This is a genomic window from Shewanella sp. Shew256 (assembly GCF_002196695.1).
GTDB lineage: Bacteria > Pseudomonadota > Gammaproteobacteria > Enterobacterales > Shewanellaceae > Shewanella > Shewanella mangrovisoli.
This window is the reverse complement of record NZ_NAJR01000009.1, coordinates 31,618-50,594: the sequence shown is the minus strand read 5'-3', so window position 1 is coordinate 50,594 and position 18,977 is coordinate 31,618. Positions and strand designations below refer to the sequence as shown.

Genomic DNA, 18,977 nt, shown 5'->3' with positions numbered 1-18,977 from the left:
GCAGAGTTAATTAACCCCGCTCTGCAGTCAATTTCAAACTTCTATAATGAATAACATTATTAGGTCATTATTATGAGTAAATCAGCAAATAAAATTGGTGTCGTCCAATTAACTATTATCACCATAGTCAATATGATGGGTTCAGGTATTATCATGTTGCCTACCCAATTAGCCCAAGTCGGTACAATTTCTATCCTTTCATGGTTAGTCACGGCGGCGGGTTCTACGGCCCTTGCCTATGCTTTTGCCAAATGCGGTATGTTCAGTAAAAAATCCGGTGGTATGGGCGGTTACGCCGAATATGCCTTCGGCCGCAGCGGTAACTTTATGGCGAACTACACCTATGCGGTATCGCTATTAATCGCTAACGTCGCCATCGCTATCTCTGCCGTGGGTTATGCTGCGGTGCTACTCGAAGTGAACTTAAGCCCAATGGCTATCTGTCTTGCTACCATTGGCGTACTTTGGTTAGCAACCGTGGCTAACTTTGGTGGCGCCCGCATTACGGGTCGCGTGAGTAGCGTTACCGTGTGGGGGATTATTCTGCCAGTAATTGGCGTGTCGTTAATCGGTTGGTTCTGGTTCGACATCGACCTCTACAAAGGTGCTTGGAACCCACATGAACTGCCTTTCTTTAAAGCCTTAGGCGGTTCAATCGCGATGACTTTATGGGCATTCCTTGGCTTAGAATCGGCTTGTGCTAACTCAGAGACAGTTGATAACCCAGAGAAAAACGTTCCTATCGCCGTAATGGGCGGTACCTTAGGGGCAGCGCTTATCTATATCGTTTCAACCAACGTGATTGCCGGTATTGTACCTAACGCCGAGCTTGCTAACTCAAACGCACCTTTCGGTCTCGCCTTTGCGCAAATGTTTAACCCTGTGGTCGGTAAAATAGTGATGGCCTGCGCCATTATCTCCTGTACTGGTTCACTGCTGGGTTGGCAGTTCACCATCGCACAAGTGTTTAAAGCCTCTGCCGATGAAGGTTTCTTCCCTAAAGTGTTCTCTAAGGTCAGCAAAGCCGATGCACCTATTTGGGGTATGACCATCATCGTTTCGATTCAAACCCTGCTGTCTCTGATGACCATTAGTCCATCACTGAGCAAACAGTTTGAAGCCCTAGTTAACCTCGCCGTAGTGACTAACATTGTGCCTTACATCCTGTCAATGGCAGCCCTAGGCGTGATGCAAAAACAACTCAAAGTACCGGCGAACAAGGCCCGTGTCGCCAACGTGATTGCTGTTATCGGCGCCCTGTATAGCTTCTACGCCCTCTATAGCTCTGGTGAAACCGCAGTGATGTTAGGCGCTATCGCGACCTTCTTCGGTTGGACCATCTACGGGGTGATTTCCAATAAAACACCAACAGCTGAGATCAAAGCAGCGTGAGCACGTCTCCCCTGCGATTCTCACCCATTACTAGATAAGAAACATAAAACCAATCCGTCTTCAGGGACCTTAAGCCACAGTGCCTAAGGTCCCCAGACAAAACTTGCCTAATTTCGGTGGAACTATGAAAAAAACATGCATCGCGTTAATGCTACCTATGCTGTTGGCCGCCACCAGCAGCCAAGCGGTTGAACTCTATAACGATCAAAAAAACTCATTAGATTTAAGTGGTTGGTTAGGCTTCGCGGCACTCAACGACAGCCACGATACCTCAGTCATTGACGACTCCTCCCGAGTACGATTTAGCTTTGAACGCAGCGAGAGAAATGGCTGGACCGCCTTTGCCACCACGGAATGGGGCATCAACATGGTGTCCAGCGATGACAGTTTAGTGATGCAAGGTGGCAAACTCGCCGCCGAAAAAACCGAAGACTTCCTCTATAACCGTTTAGGTTATGTCGGTATGTCGCACGATGAATGGGGTAGCCTCAGCTTTGGTAAGCAATGGGGCGCTTACTATGATGTCGCAGGCACCACGGATTTACCGAACGTCTTCGCCGGATATAGCGTCGGCGCCTACGCCTTTAGCGATGGCGGCTTAACCGGAACAGGCCGCGCCGACTCCGCGTTTATCTACCGTAATAACTTTGGCCCAGTGCAAATCGCCCTGCAATACGCCGCCAAAACCAACGGTAACGTCACCTTAAAAAACGATGATGGCAGCGCAATGGCTAACTCTGAACTCGATTTCGACAGCAGTTACGGTGCCAGCTTGACCTACTCACTCACCGACAAATTTAAACTTCTCGCTGGCTTTAACCGTGGCGACTTTGAAGGCCACCTAGGTAATACCCAAGTCGATGAAACCAACGAAATCGTCGGTATCGGCGCCATGTATGGTGACTATTACCACTATGCCGATAACCGCGAAGCAAGTGGTCTCTACGTCGGCTTTAACGCCCATCAGAGTAAGAACAATGAGCTGGTCGGCGGCGATCTCTACGATGCCACTGGTGCCGAGCTGATGACGGCCTACCAATTCGATAATGGCTTTGTGCCTATGATTGTCCTCAGCTATTTGGACTTAGATACAGATGCCAGCACGCCCATCCAAGGCAAATGGACCCGCCAATTCGCCATGCTTGGCCTGCACTACCGTTACAGTAATGACACTGTGATGTTTGCCGAAATGAAGTTAGATTTCAGTGATATGGATGATCCAGCACTCGAAGCGCAGGAAGATAATGGCTTTGCGGTAGGGATTAACTACTTCTTTTAGGAATGGAAAGTCTTCATCAGGCTCTCCCGTACATTGAGGGATAGTGGCTCACGTTCCTCATATCCGTGGGCCCATTTGAGACTGAGGTGCGGCGCACGTTCCGTCTACAAACGCTCGCCACACACTCATTGGATGGTACCGCTGGTTTACCATCATCTCTGCGCCACTCCAAATAGGTTTACTGGAGTGGCTTTTTTTCGCCGTTACTTAGCGTGCTGACGGCCTGAAGAGGCTTTGTTTCCGCGGCCTTGGTGCCCAGCCTTACCCTGCTCAGATTTTCCCTTAAAGCCAGACTGACCAAAAGGTGCCTTAGCCCCCGGACGGCTGCTCTTAGGCTGCGGACTTTGCGTTGCATTCGCCCCAGACTTGGGCCCCTTAGGCTTGCTTGCGCTCGGTTTGCCCTTGGCATCGCCTTTGCCCTTACGCTCATCGAACTGATTACCCGAGAAACGCGTCAGCGCTTTTTGCCCTTGGTTAGCATCCTTCATCCATTTCGGACCACGTTCGTTGCGCCCCTCAGGTGGAACGAGGTGATTCGGACTGTTACCAATCAAATCTTCGCGTCCCATGGCAATCAAACCTTCGCGGATGATAGGCCAACCCGCTGGGTCGTGGTAACGCAGCAGCGCCTTATGCAGGCGGCGTTGGCGGCCCTTCTTCGGCACTGGCACCACTTCACTGCTGTGCTTCACGTTTTTCAGCGAGTTCAACTCAGTGTGATAAATGGTCGTCGCATTCGCCATTGGCGATGGATAGAAATTTTGTACTTGGTCGAGCTTAAACTTACGCTCCTTCAACCAGAGCGCAAGGTTGAGCATATCCTCGTCGGTCGTGCCCGGATGCGCCGAAATAAAATAAGGGATCAAGAACTGTTCTTTACCCGCTTCCTTAGAATACTTGTCGAACAGCTCTTTAAACTTATCGTAGGCGCCCATGCCGGGTTTCATCATCTTGCTGAGCGGCCCTTCTTCGGTATGCTCAGGGGCGATTTTTAAATAGCCGCCCACATGGTGCTGGACCAACTCTTTAACATAGGCCGGATCTTCAATCGCTAAGTCGTAACGCACACCCGAAGCAATCAAAATTTTCTTAATGCCGGGCACGGCGCGAGCGGCGCGGTACAAGTCGATAGTATGTTTATGATCTGTGCCTAAATGGCCGCAAATCGATGGATACACACAGGATAAACGGCGACAGGTTTTCTCCGCTTTCTCACTGGTACAGCCGAGGCGATACATGTTGGCAGTTGGGCCGCCTAAGTCAGAAATCACCCCAGTAAAACCGGGAACCTTATCCTGAATATCTTTGATTTCTTTAATAATCGATTCTTGCGAACGGCTCTGGATAATTCGGCCTTCGTGCTCGGTAATCGAGCAGAATGAACAGCCGCCGAAGCAACCACGCATGATGTTGATTGACGTCTTGATCATGTCATAGGCGGGGATTTTGTCCTTACCGTAGGCAGGATGCGGCACCCTTTTATAGGGTAAATCGAACACGGCATCCATCTCGTCGGTATTGAGCGGCCAAGCAGGCGGGTTCACCCACACGCCACGGTCACCGAGGGGCTGGAACAGCGCTCGCGCGCACCCCGGGTTTTGCTCTTGGTGCAAAATCCGCGAGGCATGGGCGTATAAATATTTGTCCTCAGAGACCTTTTCAAAGGCAGGCAACAGCACATAGGTTTTATCCCAAGGCTTAGGGCGTGCAGGCTGCACACTGATGGGTTTCGGCGCATCGTTATCGAAAATTTTAACATCCGATGGGCCAGATAAGTTGGCGCAGCCCACATCGTCGGCGCCATAGGGGTTCGGGATAGGATCGATCTTATGCAGTTGGTCGATCTTGCGCGAATCCATACCACGCCACTCGGGCATAGGCTCTTTACGGATAACCGCTGTGCCGCGCACATCCTGGATATCCGCAATCGCTTCACCTGCGGCTAAACGACGCGCCACTTCAACCAGCGGACGCTCAGCGTTGCCGTACATCAAGATGTCGGCCTTAGCATCGAAAATCACGCTGCGACGGACTTTGTCTGACCAATAATCGTAGTGCGCAATACGGCGCAGACTCGCCTCGATGCCGCCAATGATCACTGGCACATCTTTAAAGGCTTCTTTACAACGTTGGGTATAAACGGTCACGGCACGGTCGGGGCGCTTACCACCCACATCGCCAGGAGTATAGGCATCATCGCTACGAATGCGACGATCGGCGGTGTAACGGTTGATCATCGAATCCATGTTGCCAGCGGTGACACCAAAAAACAGATTCGGGCGACCAAGCTGCATAAAGGCATCTTTGCTCGACCAATCGGGCTGAGAAATAATCCCAACGCGGTAGCCTTGGGCTTCTAACATCCGGCCAATGACCGCCATGCCAAAGCTTGGATGATCCACATAGGCGTCACCAGTGACAATAATAATGTCACAGCTGTCCCAGCCTAATTTCTCCATCTCCTTGCGAGACATAGGTAAAAAAGGCGCTGTGCCAAAGCACTCGGCCCAATACTTGGGATGGCTAAACAGTGTGGATTCAACTTGCATCGATTTTGACCCAAAAGCGTAATGTCAAACAAAGGTGCAGGCAAAAACGGGCCGCACCGATTTAGGGACGCGGAGTATAGCAGGCAAACAGGGATAAGTGCGATTAAAAAAACAGCAGCCGAGGTGTTTTTCGGGGTATTTGCACCAATGTGCTCAATACCCCTAAAGTGGCTAGGGATATGGCCTAGACGGCCATTACCCTATCTCAGCAATTACAGACTTTGGGCAAAATGCACTAAGTTGACCAAGGCTAGGCTGATAGTCACTAGCCAAGTGAGCAACACGCCCCAAAAACGGCCGAAATGATAACCGCCTTTCCCCTGAGTTAACCCTATTGCATGGAGCAAGCGCGCCACAATCCACACGGTACCGAAACAATGTAAATAGAAATGCGCCAAGCCACCCGCCTCGGCCACCAGCATTAAAATCAATACGATGGGCGCATTCTCAATCAGATTCGCATGCACCCTGCCCGCCAGCGTCAAGGCATTGTTGCCGCCATCGCCGAGTCCGATTTTTTGGCTTCGTCTTAATTTCACCACTCGATAAGCCAGCGCTATTATCAACAACCCAGTCAAGCTGGCGTAAAACCCTGTTACCATCAACGGCATAGCGATTCCCTTTTAATTAACATCACCACGGCATCCGCCGCAAAAATTCAGCAATTTATTTGTATTAAGCTTAAAAGCCATTAACCTTTTAGCGACAAGATAGGTTAATATGCGCGCGTGATCTCTTACAACTTTTTATACAGTGAATAGCCCGATTGGATAACGAACAGTTTCTCGAAAAGCGTAAATTTATCATTAAGCTAGGCAAGGCTTTACATAAGTTTGGCACACCCGCTTACCGTCTTGAAACCCATTTGCAAACCGTCTCACGGACGCTCGGAATCGAAGGTTATTTTTTAATCTCACCGACCTCCATGACCTTTGTATTACAACACGATACCGATCAAGAATATAACCATGTTGCGCGGGTTAAACCCGGCGAATTGGATTTAGGCTCCCTCGCTCGCACCGATGAACTGGTGGATGAGCTCACTTCGGGTAAACGCACGCTCACCGAAGCCTTAGACAGGCTAGAAGAAATCGCCAACAAACCCAACCCCTATGGCCCAGCATTAACCTGTTTCTCCTTTGGCACCTCGGCGGCCGCCTTTGCCATGTTGATGGGCACGGGTTGGAACGATGTCTTTTGGTCGGGCTTGTTAGGCTTGCTGGTCTATGGCTTTGTGTACCGCGCCGAGCGCTCGACGCGCATGGCAGAAGTGTTAGAGCCATTCGCGACGATTGTTTGCGCCATTGCCGCCTGCGCCATTGCCCGCATCGATCCCAATATTAATATTCCCGTGGTGATCCTCTCCTCAATCATCATCTTTATTCCCGGCTTAGCCCTAACCTTAGGGCTGGCGGAACTGGCGGCACGCGACCTGATCTCGGGCACCGCGCGGATTATGGATGCCAGTATGCTGTTGTTTAAGCTGTACTTTGGTGCAGTGCTAGGGATGGCGATAGGTAAAGCCTTCTTCGGTGAAGCCATTCATATCGAGCCAGAAGGCTTGCCCCGCTGGGCGATTTGGTCGGCGGTGCCTATCCTGTCGATGGCGCTGGTGTTTATCTTTAAGGCGCGGATGCAAGATTCGCCCTGGGGCGTATTGGCGGGGATAGTGGCATTCTTCTCCGCCATGTTAGGCGGGCACTTTTTTGGGGATTCTGTGGGGATCTTCTTCGGCGCCTTGGCGGTAGGGGTGTATTCCAATCTCTTCGCCCGTTGGATGAAGGCGCCCGCCTCGATTGCATTGCTGCAAGGTATTGTGATTTTAGTGCCAGGCAGTAAAACCTACATAGGGCTGAACGCACTGATCTCCGGCGAAACTATGCTTAACCAATCCCATATTGGATCGCAGATCTTTTTGATCTTTATGTCGCTTATCGCCGGACTGATTTTTGCCAACGTCGTGGTACCACCAAGACGTACGCTGTAACATCCCCTCTCTCAGGGCTGGCGCCAACTCCAGCCCGATTCTTAAAGTAACCTTAAGTAAAATCATAATCTTATTAAAATGTTTCCTTGACTAATCGCCACTTCCCGTGTGTTATTAAATTGTGAAGCACAGCAGAATCTTAAGCTGTCGCCATCCAGTTTACGGGAGTGGTTTTATGCAGAAGTTTACCCTGTATGCATCGATTCTACCTTGTTGCCTCTGTGGTCTAGTCAGCCTAGCCAGAGCGGATGAGGTCGTGCCCAAAACTGCAACCGCCGAGGCCCCGAAAAAGGTGAGTAAGATTGTCGTGGTGAGCAACCCGATTTTCGATGAATCCGATCCCGATACATTTTTCATCCACCGCTGGGCAAACTATCTGCATATCAACACTAAGGAATATGTGGTTAAGGATAGGCTGACCTTTGGTGAAAACGATACTGTTACCCAAAAAGACCTCGACGAATCCCAACGTTTGCTGCGTGCCGAACCCTATATCCGCGATGCAAAAGTCTATGTCAGCGAGAAAGACCCTGAGGCAGATGCCCATCCCGATGATGAGTCGATTGTTATCGAAACCTGGGATAACTGGTCACTGCTCCCCACGGCCAGCTTTAGTAGCTCAGGCGGTGACACCCGCTACTCCTTTGGTGTGAAAGAAGACAACCTCTTCGGAACAGGCATACGCACCCGCTTAAAATATCAATCCGATGAATCCCGTACTGGCTATAAGTTCGCCTTCGAGGCGCCCATTAGCATCATCGACCACGGTATTGTTGCCGCCGAGTTTTACGATAATAGCGACGGCCAAGCTAAGCATGTGTATGTCAGTAAGCCCTTCTATTCATTGAATACTGAGACCATGTACTCGGCGGAGTTTTTAGATGATAGCCGCACCGATATCTTGCGGCAAAACGGCCAAGAGGTGAACGAGTTTGAGCACACTGTCGACTATCTCAATCTGCAATATGGCTGGCTAATCAATAAGAATAACGAACACTTATCGCGCTTTATCACTGGTTTTACCCAAGATAAGCACGAGTTTGCCAATTCAGAGGTGTACCCCACTTCCGAGTTACCCCAGGACAGAGACTTTATGTATCCCTGGGTCGCCTATGAGTTTATTCAGGATGACTTTCAGGTACTCAATAACGTGCACCTTATTCGTAATAACGAAGACTTTAACTTAGGTTGGCACCACTATATTCAATTGGGTATCGAGACCAATGATATAGGCGACAATAACCCAGTGGGCTACCACTTCAAATGGCAAACCACCCGTGGATATAAGTTTGATGAGCATTTATGGTTACTCGAAATGGGCGCCACCAGCACCTTAGGCACCACCCAAAAAGATACCTATCAAGCCAATGTTCAGGCCGAGTACTTCTATCAAATCAATCCTAAATGGATAGCCTATGGCAAGGCGTGGGCGAGTGTATCAAATAATACTTACCTTGATCTCACCGAAGGGCTTGGCGATGAAACCGGGGTACGCGGTTATCCCAACGAATATCAACAGGGCGATAACCAATGGTTACTCACCGCCGAAATCCGTAATTATCCCAATATCAACCTATACCAATTGGCCGAACTCGGTTGGGCGGTATTTGCCGATGTCGGCCAAGCCTCGGGCGGTCCGTTAGCGGCCAATAACGAAGTGAGTGGCCCGCTTGCCAGTATAGGTATTGGCGCGCGGATTTATTCCTCACGCTCCAGTTACGGCAACGTCGCCCATATTGACCTATCAGTGCCCTACACGGGTGGTGATTCGGTCAACAGTTGGGAATGGCGATTCTTAGTGAAGCGCAGCTTCTAATCCGTGATTTATCGCGCATCGGATATGCGCCTCGTTTTATCGCTGAGCACGCAGTTTTAGCAGTAACCGCTTGTCAGCCATCGACAAAGCGCATAGCGTAACTTAAGCGTTTAACGGGAATAAGGGACTAAGATGAAAAACTTCGCCGCTGGGCTTAACAACTTTTGGGTGGGATTATTCACGGGGATCATGCTGCCGCTGATCATCGTCGCGGGATTGTTATACGCCACCGTCGATAAATTCACCGGACTCATAGAAGACGCCGCCATCGCGCCTTTAATTAGTCGCAGCGAACAAACCTTCGACAAGGTCGATAATCTGCTCCTCACCTTAGACAATAAAGTCGACGACGCAAATTTAAAGGACTTAGCACTTTTAGCCCCGTTAAAGAACGCGCAATTGTTCCCAGAGCTGCAGGCCCTCGCCAGCGGAGTCACGAACCTCAAACAGACAGCCGCCGATATCGATAAGCAAACCCTATTAGCAAACCTGCAGGAAAAACTGCAAGCCTCATTGGCGACCAAATTCCCCGAGGATAAAGCGAAAGAACTCACTCAGAATCTTATTAATACTGCGCAAGTGCTTGCGAGCCAGCCCTCAAATAACACAACGCCAGCAGTACAATAATCCGTTCAACAATGCTTTGCTGTATTTTAACTCATCTTAATTAAGATGGTTAATTTATGGCAATTATTTTATTTACCCCAGAAAATGCTTACCCATATCAGTCTCCACTTAAAAACATTTAATTAATAAACGATATTATAATTTCAACTTATAACCTTCTAAACCCGCAATTTCGAGATTTAAAAACCAAAAACAAGATAAGTAATTCTTATTTTTGTGACATCGAACAATTTCAATATCTGGCCAACCACAACCGTAAAAAACATTGTTGCAACCTTCTTTTAACCCCAAATACACCCCATTCAAATCTGAAACGCATTAGACTGTATTTAAAGGAAAACAATACCACTCAATTGAGAATCAGTTACTCTTTACTGTGACAAACTCTATATAACCCTTCGTTTTATGTGCTAACTCCAGTTTTTAAAACAAGCCTTTCACATACCTTAATTAAGCGCCGCCTCGAAGGTAACATTTACAGGAATTAATAATCCCAACCGTACAAAAATTAAATAAAAGGCAGCTAATATGAGATGGCATAAAATAAAACGCTGGATAATAGGAGCGAGTGCATTACTTTTATTATCTCCCTCAGTAATAGCAGAAAAGGCCCAGAGCAGTGAGCAACTTGAAAAGCTATTAGAACAAAAATTCACCGCGGGTCAATATTCTTCAAAAGGTGCTGACACCTGCCTAATGTGTCATAAGAAAAATGACAAAGTCATGGCTATTTTTGATGGCAAGCATGGTGACATGAGCCACTCCAATTCCCCAATGGCGGGATTGCAGTGCGAATCTTGTCATGGCCCTCTCGGTAACCATAACAAAGGTGGTAAAGAGCCAATGATCACCTTTGGTCAAGCCAGTAAGTTATCCGCGCCGACGCAAAATACCGTGTGTTTGGGGTGTCACCAAAATACCGCAAAAGCGGGTTGGCATAATAGCTTGCATAATCTGGAGGAAATCGCTTGTGCCTCCTGCCATCAGGTGCATGCAGCAAAAGATCCAATCTTAGACAAACAGCAAGTTAATCAGACCTGTACCTCATGTCATACCCGCGAAAAAGCGGACATGAGCAAACGCTCATCCCATCCGTTGAAGTGGAACCAGATGACCTGTATCGATTGCCATGCTCCCCACGGTTCATCGAATGAGAGCGCCCTCAAAAAAGCCACGGTAAATGACACTTGTTATAGCTGTCATGCCGAAAAACGCGGCCCCTTCCTATGGGAGCATGCGCCCGTCACCGAAAACTGCTCAACCTGCCATAACCCTCACGGCAGCGTAAACGAGGCCCTGGTTAAACAACGTGTGCCACAGCTATGCCAACAATGTCATGCCGACGATGGTCATGCGAGCCGCGTGGTTAGCCAACCGAGTACCAATGCTTTTGGGGCGGGTATGGGTTGTTTGAATTGCCATAGCCAAATCCACGGCTCCAACCACCCTGCTGGCAGCAATTTTGCGCGTTGATTAAGGAGTCTGAGATGAAATTTAACTTGAATTTAATCACCATTGGACTGCTTGCCGCCTCTGCAAGCGTTAACGCAGCAGACTTTTCGGTTAAGCAAGCCAATACCAGCAAGGTCAACACCACCGCCTATCAATGTAAGTCCTGTACCGTAAAGCAGGGCTACCAGGGCGAAGTTAACGCCAATGTTGGCTGGGCAAGCAGTGACGATATCCACTCAGGTAATAACTTTGGTGACAGTGATGCGGGCTGGCGCGGCAGTGTCGGTGGGGATGTAAGTTATCGACAAGGTGAATACCACGCAACGATGCAAGCCGATGAACTCGGTTCGGACAACGGTTATTTGCATTTGGAAGCAGGCAAAAACAATCTGGGCGGCGTCCAACTCGATTACAGCCTACTGACCCGTTATGACGCCACGGCCCAAACCCAACTATGGCATAACAATGGATTGCTGCTACCCGATAGCCACACTCGTTCCCTTGACCTCGAATTACAACGTGAAAAAATCGGTATCGGCCTTGAGGGTGAATTAGATGCACTGCTTAACGGCCTTAAGGGTTATATCAACTATGACCACGAGGATAAAACGGGAAATCGTCGCAGCAGTTTATTAGCCAACTCTGGCCCAATAAACTTCGCCTTACCCGTGGATGCGACCACTCAAAATATCAATGCCGGTATCAGCATCGACCAACACCAATGGCAGAGTGAACTGGCCTATAACGGCAGTTACTACCGCAATCACATTAATCACTTAAGTCTGCCCTATGCTGACAATGTGTATGCCGCCACGCCGGATAACGACGCCCATCAAGTCTCGTTGACAGGCCAATATTTGCTTGGCAGCGGTGTGATTAACGGCCGTCTTGCCACAGGCCGAATGATCCAGGATGACAATCTCATCCAAGTCAGCGGTAACCCTCTACAAAGCTGGGACGGCGAAGTGGAGACCTTGGACGCGCGTATCGGCTTTAGCAGTATGTTAAGCCCCCGCTGGCGCCTGAACGGTCAACTGGATTACAGCGACCGCGACAATAAAAGCTCTACCTGGGATTTTGCCCAATTTGAAGTCGACAACGTCAGTGGCGCCTTTAAGCAAAACGTGGCGATGGATATTCAACGCACCAACTTCAAACTGCAGAGTAGTTACCGTTTCAACAGCGACTATCGCTTACTCGGCGGTTTTGATTACAAAGCGGTTGAGCGTAACTATACCGAGCGTGAAAAGACCGAAGACAGCGCGCTATGGGCTAAGCTGAATATCCGCGTCATCCCTAAAACTCTGGTTGACCTGAAAGCCAGTTACGAAACCCGTGACGGCTCAACCTACGACAGTCTAGAAGCCACCTCAATCGAAGAAAATCCACTGCTACGCAAGTTTTACCTTGCTGATAGAAACCGTAATGGGCTCGAACTCAGGGTTAATCATACTCCCCTGCAATGGCTAACGGTTGATTTCGATGCCCATTACAACAACGACGACTACGACAGCACCCTTATTGGTTTAACAGGGGTGAAGGACTACGGATACAACGTACAACTCAGTGCCCAGCTATCCAACAGACTCAACGTTTTTGCTAGCGCAGGGCAACAGTGGATTGAGTCTGACATGGCAGGAAGCCAAGCCTATTCCTCCCCAGATTGGTACACCAATGTCGACGATGAATTTATCGACCTCAATATTGGGTTTACCTACGACGGCCTGATGGATGACCGCTTAAGCATTGGGGGGAATTACCAATTTGCGAACTCCGCAAGTGACACCCTAATCACCACAACCACAGACCAACCTTACGGTGATTACTACTCCTACAGCCACAACCTTTAGCTGTATGGCCGTTATGCCCTGAACGAGTGCATGGGACTCAAGCTGAGCTACCAGTACGAACGTTACTACGACACTGACTACGCCGAGGTCAGCCCCTATGCCGTCCCAGGATTAGTGACCTTGGGTGAGCTTAATCATAACTACAACGCGCATCTGCTGATGTTGACCTTCAGCTACATGCTGCCTTGATTTAACAGAGGTGAAGAGAATGGAACGTAGAAGTTTTTTAAAGATGAGTGCCGCACTCAGTGCCGCGGCGGCCGTCACAGGTTGTGACTCCAGCTCGAAAGATGTCGATGTGGTACCACCAACTCCTCCGGCAACCGATGGTGAGGTGCAAACCTGGTCATCCTGCCTTGTTAACTGTGGTTCTAACTGCCCGATCAAGGTATTTACTAAAGATGGTGTGATCACGCGTGTCGAAGCCGACAATGAGACTACTGACGAATATGGCTACAACCACCAGATCCGTGCTTGTGCGCGTGGACGCTCACTCAGACAACGCACCTATGCTGCGGATCGCTTAAAGACACCCATGAAGCGTGTTGGTAAGCGCGGTGAAGGTAAATTTGTCCCCATTACTTGGGATGAAGCGGCATCAACGATTGCCAGTGAACTGCAACGTATTACCGCCGAATACACCAACCGTTCAATTTTAAAACTATACGGTTCAGGTGCTTATTATGGTTTCTCTAGCTCAAACTGCTTCAACCGCCTGCTGAATCTCAACGGTGGCTTCCTGAATATTTATGGTAACTATTCTTGGGCACAACAAATTGAAGCAGCCGCCACTTGGGGTGGCAGCTCTACTAACGGCAGCTCTATGGTCTGCGTTGCCGACAGCGATCTGTTTTTAGGCATTGGTTATAACCCTAGCGAAATACGCCAAAGCGGTTCGGGCGAAGGTTACGATTACCTGCAAGCTATTCAAAATAACCCAAGCATTGAAGTCATCATGGTCGACCCACGATATACAGACTCCATGGCGGGTAAAGAAGACCACTGGTACCCGATCCGTCCAGGCACAGATGCCGCATTTGCGGAAGCCATTGCCTATGAAATGATTTCTTCAGGCTGGGTCGATGCCAACTCTAAAGCTTTCCTAGATAAATATTGCGTTGGTTATGACAAGGCCTCACTGGAACAAACCAAAGCCGAATTCGAAGCATCGGGTGATGCGACAAAACTGGAATACGCCAAGTTTATCGATGTCGAAGAAAACTACCGCGATTACATCCTAGGCGTGGGTAAATTCACCGAGGCCAAAACACCCGCGTGGGCGGCAACCGTTTGTGGAATTTCGGAAGCCAATATCAAAGCTATCGCCCAGAAGATCATGAATGCCAAGGCACCTTATATCATCATAGGTGCAGGTGTTAACCGCCATGCGAATGGCGAACAGGCTATGCGCGCTTGCTATATGCTGCCCTTCTTAACTGGCAAAGTGGGGCAAGCAGGTGTCAACAATGGCGCCTTACCAGTACAAGGCAGCATGAGCAAATCAAGTCTATCGGGCTTGTCTAATCCGATTAAAGAATCCATTTCCTTCTTCACCTTCTCTGAAGCCATTGAGCGCGGCGCAGAAATGACCGCCCGTAAAGATGGTGTAAGAGGTATGGCCGATTTAGATACGCCATTGGGGCAGAATATTAAAGCCATTTTCGCCATTAACTCTAACTCACTCGTCAACCAACATGCCGACTCTAACGGGACTTCGAAGATTTTGGAGGACGATACTAAGTGTGAACTAATCGTGGTGGCCGATTGCTGGATGACACCTTCAGCACGATATGCCGATATCCTCCTGCCAGATACCAGTTGGTTAGAGTCGAATGACCTAGTCGATGGCAGCTATGCCACGGGTCTTATGGGCTACTTAGTTGCGATGAAGGCGGCAGTGAAGCCAATGTGGGAATGCAAGTCCATGTATGACATGTGCGGCCTCATTGCAGAAAAAATGGGCGTTTATCAACAGTACTCTGAAGGTAAAGATGAAGCTGCATGGTTAAATCAACTCTATGCTGGCACTTTGACAGCACCTTCAAGCGCGAACGCCATTCCAGCATTACCAAGCACCTATGAAGAAGCTCAAAAAATTGGGGTTTTCCGCGCCTTCAATGGCACCAAACGTATCGCCTTAGATAGCTATATCAATGGCGGTAAAGCTCTCGGCACACCTACTGGTAAAGTCGAATTCTACTCACTCGATTTTGCGCAAAAAGCGGCCGAATGGGAGTTTGATGCAAGCGTCAAAGGCAACTACATCACCGCATTACCCAAATACCAACCAACTTGGGAAGGCTATGAGGATGCCGACACTATAGAGACCTACCCACTGCAATTAATGGGTTATCACACCAAGGGCCGCACCCACTCCAGCTATCACAACGTGGCTTGGCTACGTGAAGCCGTTGAAGACGCAGTGTGGATGAACCCGATGGATGCCAATGCTCGTGGCTTAGCGCAGGGAGATACCGTTCATGTATGGAGCCAGCGTGGCACCATTGAAGTTCCTGTTCGCATTACCCCAAGGGTTGCGCCAGGCGTGGCGGCCCTGGGTCAAGGCGCTTGGTATACCCCAGATCCATCGGGCCGAGTCGGCCCATCCGGCCATGTAATTGATATTGGGGGCTGCATTAACACGCTTACTCGCTACCAACCTAGCCCTGCAGCAAAAGGTAACCCACAACACACTAACCGCGTGCAGATTGCTAAGGCTTAAGAGGTAAATACAAATGACTCAAGAAACACAATATGGTTTTTACTTTGACAGCAGCAAATGCACTGGATGTAAGGCGTGCCATATCGCCTGTAAAGACAGAATGACCGGTCTTATCCGCGCAAATGACGGCAATGGTAGCGTTGCCAATCTTCCTGGAGTGCTGTGGCGCCGCGTGACTGAGTACGGTGGTGGTAACTGGGGCCAAAATGCCGATGGTAGTTTCGAGCAAAACGTATTTGCATACTACACATCTATAGGCTGTAACCACTGCAGCGAGCCTGTGTGCGTAAAAGCCTGCCCGACGGGTGCCATGCATAAACGCCAAGATAACGGCTTAGTGTTGGTGGAGTCATCCATCTGTATTGGTTGTGGTAGCTGCGCAAGAGCTTGTCCCTATGACGCGCCACAATTAGATACTCAGCGTAAAGTCATGACTAAGTGTGATGGCTGTTATGACCGACTCGTCGATGGCAAAAAACCGATTTGTGTCAATGCTTGCCCATTACGGGCACTCGACTTTGACACCATGGAGAACCTAAAAGCCAAATATGGTGAAGGTGACGGGCACATTGCACCATTGCCATCGTCATCTATTACCTCTCCCAATCTGATTGTCAAAAAGAACCCAAATGCGCAATCAGGTGGGCAAGTGCTTAATTGGTCTGAAATTTAAGTCATCGGATTAATGAGGGGCATGGCGCCCCTCATTGGTTCCGTCTCGAGATAAGAGAAGAGTTATGTCAAAGATAAAAGCGGATGATTACCTGACATGGGGAGCTATCGCTAAGGTTCTGCATAATATTTTATATACCTACCCAGAAGCTCCCTTAATCGACAATTTTAAGCAGGATGAACTCCACATCAACTGGCCGCAGCTTGTGGATTCTGAATATGAAAAACAGGGGCGAACCTATCTAGGCAATTATTTAAGCCACTGGCAAAGCACTGAGGCGCAACTGACCGAGTTAAAAGTGGATTACGGACAATTGTTTTTTGGCCCAAGCGACCCTAAGGCTGCACCTTGGGGGTCAGTGTATACCGGGGAAGAACAGTCATTAAATGGTGATTCGACGCAAAAACTCATGGCCTTCTATAAGGCACATAATATCGAATTCACATTAGAGAGAAACGAGCCGATAGATCATATTGGTTTGATTTTACTGACATTAGAATATTTATGTAACCAACTTGCGGCCACGCCCGAAGACAAAAATGTCCTCGGAACCTGCACGCTACTATTACAACAGCATCTACAGCCCTGGGCGGATCGCTGCCTCGAATTAGCGGAGCAACATGCCGACAGCGAATTTTATAGAGGCATTGCTATCTTGAGCCGAGTCTATCTCGAGCATGTATCTCAACAGCTCGGGATCATAAAGCAGCAATCCATGCTCTTTCGTTAACAACGGATAGAAAGGTGATGAGTCAACAGTATGAGCGTTATCCACTCTATTGCCCATCAATGGGATAAGGCAGAATTTGCCCATCAACTGGAACGGTATATTGCATCGAATCGAGATGCGATGCGACTCTTTATCGGCGCGACTGGCTGCCAAACAGTATGCCACTTGATTGCGGCGATGGGAGAATTGCCCCCCAAATCAGAGGAAGGCAACTTCAATATCACCTTACCTTTGCTGCTCGACGTGTTATTACAACGTTTTGTGCTGCTCTATGTGAAAGAGATACAACACCAGAGCCTCACTCAGGGTGAACAGCTTGTCGTCTCACTGACAGAGCTTATCGCCCAGCAGGCATCACAACAGAGCGAAGTGGATGCAGAGGTTCAGAGCAAGAGTCATATCATACTCTCGGCGATGGAAAAGCTAGTAAAGCAAAGAACGCAATTACGCCGTCAGCACTCAAATATGGGGCGTTGCTAGGCACATAACCAAGAATTGAACCCAAATAAAAAGCCCGTTTACCTAATAGATAAACGGGCTTTTTACTGAATTTAATGAGTTGGCCGATAAGCCGGGTCCTGTCTTGGACAGTCATTCATCTAGGCCTGCAATCGCTCGCAGGCTCAAGCGACCTACCCGGTTCCAACGCGAGCCACGCCATACGGAACCCTATTTGGTCTTGCTTCGGGTGGAGTTTACCTTGCTACGGACTATTGCTAGCCGCACGGTGCGCTCTTACCGCACCCTTTCACCCTTACCACCTTAGCCGAAGCTATGATGGCGGTCTCCTCTCTGTTGCACTTGTCGTCGGTTCGCACCGCCCAGGCGTTACCTGGCACCCCGCTCTTTGAAGCCCGGACTTTCCTCCCCGCTCTTGCGAGCGCAGCGACTGTCTGGCCAACTCGGCGCGGATTATAGCCTAAGCAATCTGCGCGTACCACTGTTAATCCCGTCCATGTGCGCCTATCTCAAAGATCCGCTTATAAATCCGACTCTAAACCGAACTTATACAGAGCATTCTTTTTAAGACCGTGAATTTGCGCGGCAATGGCAGCGGCCTTTTTGAGGGGCAATTCTTCACAGAGTAATTTCAGGGTGTTGATGGCGACTGTCGGAATGGCGTCATCATCCTCCGCGGCGCGATGACCATGCACCATCAGCACTATCTCGCCTTTTTGCTGGTTAGGATCGCTGCTGACCGTAGCCAGCACCTCGGCCACAGGGCCTGAGAGGAAAGTCTCGAAGGTTTTAGTCACTTCCCGAGCCATCACCACTTGCCGCTCTCCGCCTAACACTTCGACCATGGTCGTCAGGCTATGCTCGATGCGGTGCGGTGATTCATAAAAAATCAGCGTGCGAGAGTCTTCCTTAAGCTCGAGTAACTTATCGGCACGCGCCTTCTCTTTAGAAGGTAAGAAGCCTTCAAAGGAGAAACGATCTGACGGTAAACCCGACGCGCTTAATGCGGTAATCGCCGCGCAAGGGCCGGGTAATGGGATCACTCTAAAACCCGACTGGCGCACATGGGAGACTAAGTGATAGCCGGGGTCAGAAATCAGCGGTGTGCCCGCATCGGAAATCAGCGCAATCGATTGCCCTGCGGCTAACTGCTCCACAATCCATTGGGCGCGAGCGCGCTCGTTATGGTCATGCAATGCGATAGTTTTGGTAGAAATACCAAAATGACTCAATAACTTGCCACTGTGGCGCGTATCTTCACAGGCAATCAATGCGACCTGAGTGAGCACTTCGATAGCACGTGGGCTCATGTCCCCCAAGTTACCAATGGGAGTGGGAACAATGTAGAGTGCGACGCTTTGGTCCATATATACCTCGGTAATGACAGTGCCAAGACTTTCGTCAAGCGCAAGAGAAGGTTAAACTAGAGGCAGCATCTTAC

At 49.3% G+C, this 18,977-nt stretch carries 13 protein-coding genes, 1 other RNA gene and 1 pseudogene; 11 read left to right on the top strand and 4 right to left on the bottom strand.

Annotated features, from left to right (window positions below):
• Nucleotides 1-72 precede the first annotated feature (72 nt).
• Entirely contained in the window at nucleotides 73-1,392 is a 1,320-nt protein-coding gene (gene potE, locus B5P39_RS16080; protein ID WP_088212247.1) for a putrescine-ornithine antiporter, read from the top strand.
• Nucleotides 1,393-1,516: 124 nt separating this feature from the next.
• Nucleotides 1,517-2,671: a porin gene (locus tag B5P39_RS16075; RefSeq protein WP_088212246.1), complete on the top strand. Its 1,155-nt coding sequence runs from the start codon at nucleotides 1,517-1,519 to the stop codon at nucleotides 2,669-2,671.
• 203 nt (nucleotides 2,672-2,874) lie between these two features.
• Here B5P39_RS16075 and B5P39_RS16070 read toward each other — a convergent pair whose 3' ends face one another.
• The gene (locus B5P39_RS16070) at nucleotides 2,875-5,220 is read right to left on the bottom strand and encodes a YgiQ family radical SAM protein (RefSeq protein WP_088212245.1); all 2,346 of its coding nucleotides are present in this window, start codon (nucleotides 5,218-5,220) and stop codon (nucleotides 2,875-2,877) included.
• Between the two features lie 212 nt (nucleotides 5,221-5,432).
• Nucleotides 5,433-5,831: an MAPEG family protein gene (locus B5P39_RS16065; RefSeq protein WP_088212244.1), complete on the bottom strand. Its 399-nt coding sequence runs from the start codon at nucleotides 5,829-5,831 to the stop codon at nucleotides 5,433-5,435.
• A gap of 155 nt (nucleotides 5,832-5,986) precedes the next feature.
• Here B5P39_RS16065 and B5P39_RS16060 point away from each other — a divergent pair, with 155 nt between their 5' ends.
• The 9 genes and pseudogenes from B5P39_RS16060 (at nucleotide 5,987) to B5P39_RS16020 (ending at nucleotide 17,557) form a co-directional block, all read left to right on the top strand.
• A complete protein-coding gene (locus tag B5P39_RS16060; protein ID WP_011718608.1) occupies nucleotides 5,987-7,207 on the top strand; it encodes a threonine/serine ThrE exporter family protein in 1,221 nt (406 codons plus the stop codon).
• A gap of 175 nt (nucleotides 7,208-7,382) precedes the next feature.
• The gene (locus B5P39_RS16055) at nucleotides 7,383-9,023 is read left to right on the top strand and encodes a ShlB/FhaC/HecB family hemolysin secretion/activation protein (RefSeq protein ID WP_088212243.1); all 1,641 of its coding nucleotides are present in this window, start codon (nucleotides 7,383-7,385) and stop codon (nucleotides 9,021-9,023) included.
• Nucleotides 9,024-9,155: 132 nt separating this feature from the next.
• Nucleotides 9,156-9,650 carry a hypothetical protein gene (locus tag B5P39_RS16050; RefSeq protein WP_088212242.1) on the top strand — a complete coding sequence of 165 codons (495 nt, stop codon included), beginning with the start codon at nucleotides 9,156-9,158 and terminating at the stop codon, nucleotides 9,648-9,650.
• A 528-nt stretch (nucleotides 9,651-10,178) separates the two neighbouring features.
• Complete coding sequence (locus tag B5P39_RS16045; protein WP_088212241.1) at nucleotides 10,179-11,123, top strand: DmsE family decaheme c-type cytochrome; 945 nt, start codon at nucleotides 10,179-10,181, stop codon at nucleotides 11,121-11,123.
• Nucleotides 11,124-11,137: 14 nt separating this feature from the next.
• Nucleotides 11,138-13,141 (top strand): annotated as a pseudogene (locus tag B5P39_RS16040) (MtrB/PioB family decaheme-associated outer membrane protein).
• Nucleotides 13,142-13,160: 19 nt separating this feature from the next.
• Nucleotides 13,161-15,674: a DMSO/selenate family reductase complex A subunit gene (locus B5P39_RS16035; RefSeq protein ID WP_088212240.1), complete on the top strand. Its 2,514-nt coding sequence runs from the start codon at nucleotides 13,161-13,163 to the stop codon at nucleotides 15,672-15,674.
• A gap of 13 nt (nucleotides 15,675-15,687) precedes the next feature.
• Complete coding sequence (locus B5P39_RS16030; protein WP_088212239.1) at nucleotides 15,688-16,347, top strand: DMSO/selenate family reductase complex B subunit; 660 nt, start codon at nucleotides 15,688-15,690, stop codon at nucleotides 16,345-16,347.
• A 64-nt stretch (nucleotides 16,348-16,411) separates the two neighbouring features.
• Nucleotides 16,412-17,077 (top strand): TorD/DmsD family molecular chaperone, encoded by a 666-nt coding sequence (locus B5P39_RS16025; protein ID WP_088212238.1) that lies wholly within the window; start codon nucleotides 16,412-16,414, stop codon nucleotides 17,075-17,077.
• Nucleotides 17,078-17,107: 30 nt separating this feature from the next.
• Nucleotides 17,108-17,557, top strand: a complete 450-nt coding sequence (locus B5P39_RS16020) for a hypothetical protein (protein ID WP_088212237.1) — start codon at nucleotides 17,108-17,110, stop codon at nucleotides 17,555-17,557.
• Nucleotides 17,558-17,628: 71 nt separating this feature from the next.
• On the opposite strand, the gene rnpB is transcribed toward B5P39_RS16020, so the two are convergent.
• Nucleotides 17,629-17,982: RNase P RNA component class A (rnpB, locus tag B5P39_RS16015), an RNA gene on the bottom strand.
• Nucleotides 17,983-18,057: 75 nt separating this feature from the next.
• Nucleotides 18,058-18,903 carry a 16S rRNA (cytidine(1402)-2'-O)-methyltransferase gene (gene rsmI, locus B5P39_RS16010; RefSeq protein ID WP_088212236.1) on the bottom strand — a complete coding sequence of 282 codons (846 nt, stop codon included), beginning with the start codon at nucleotides 18,901-18,903 and terminating at the stop codon, nucleotides 18,058-18,060.
• Nucleotides 18,904-18,977 lie beyond the last annotated feature (74 nt).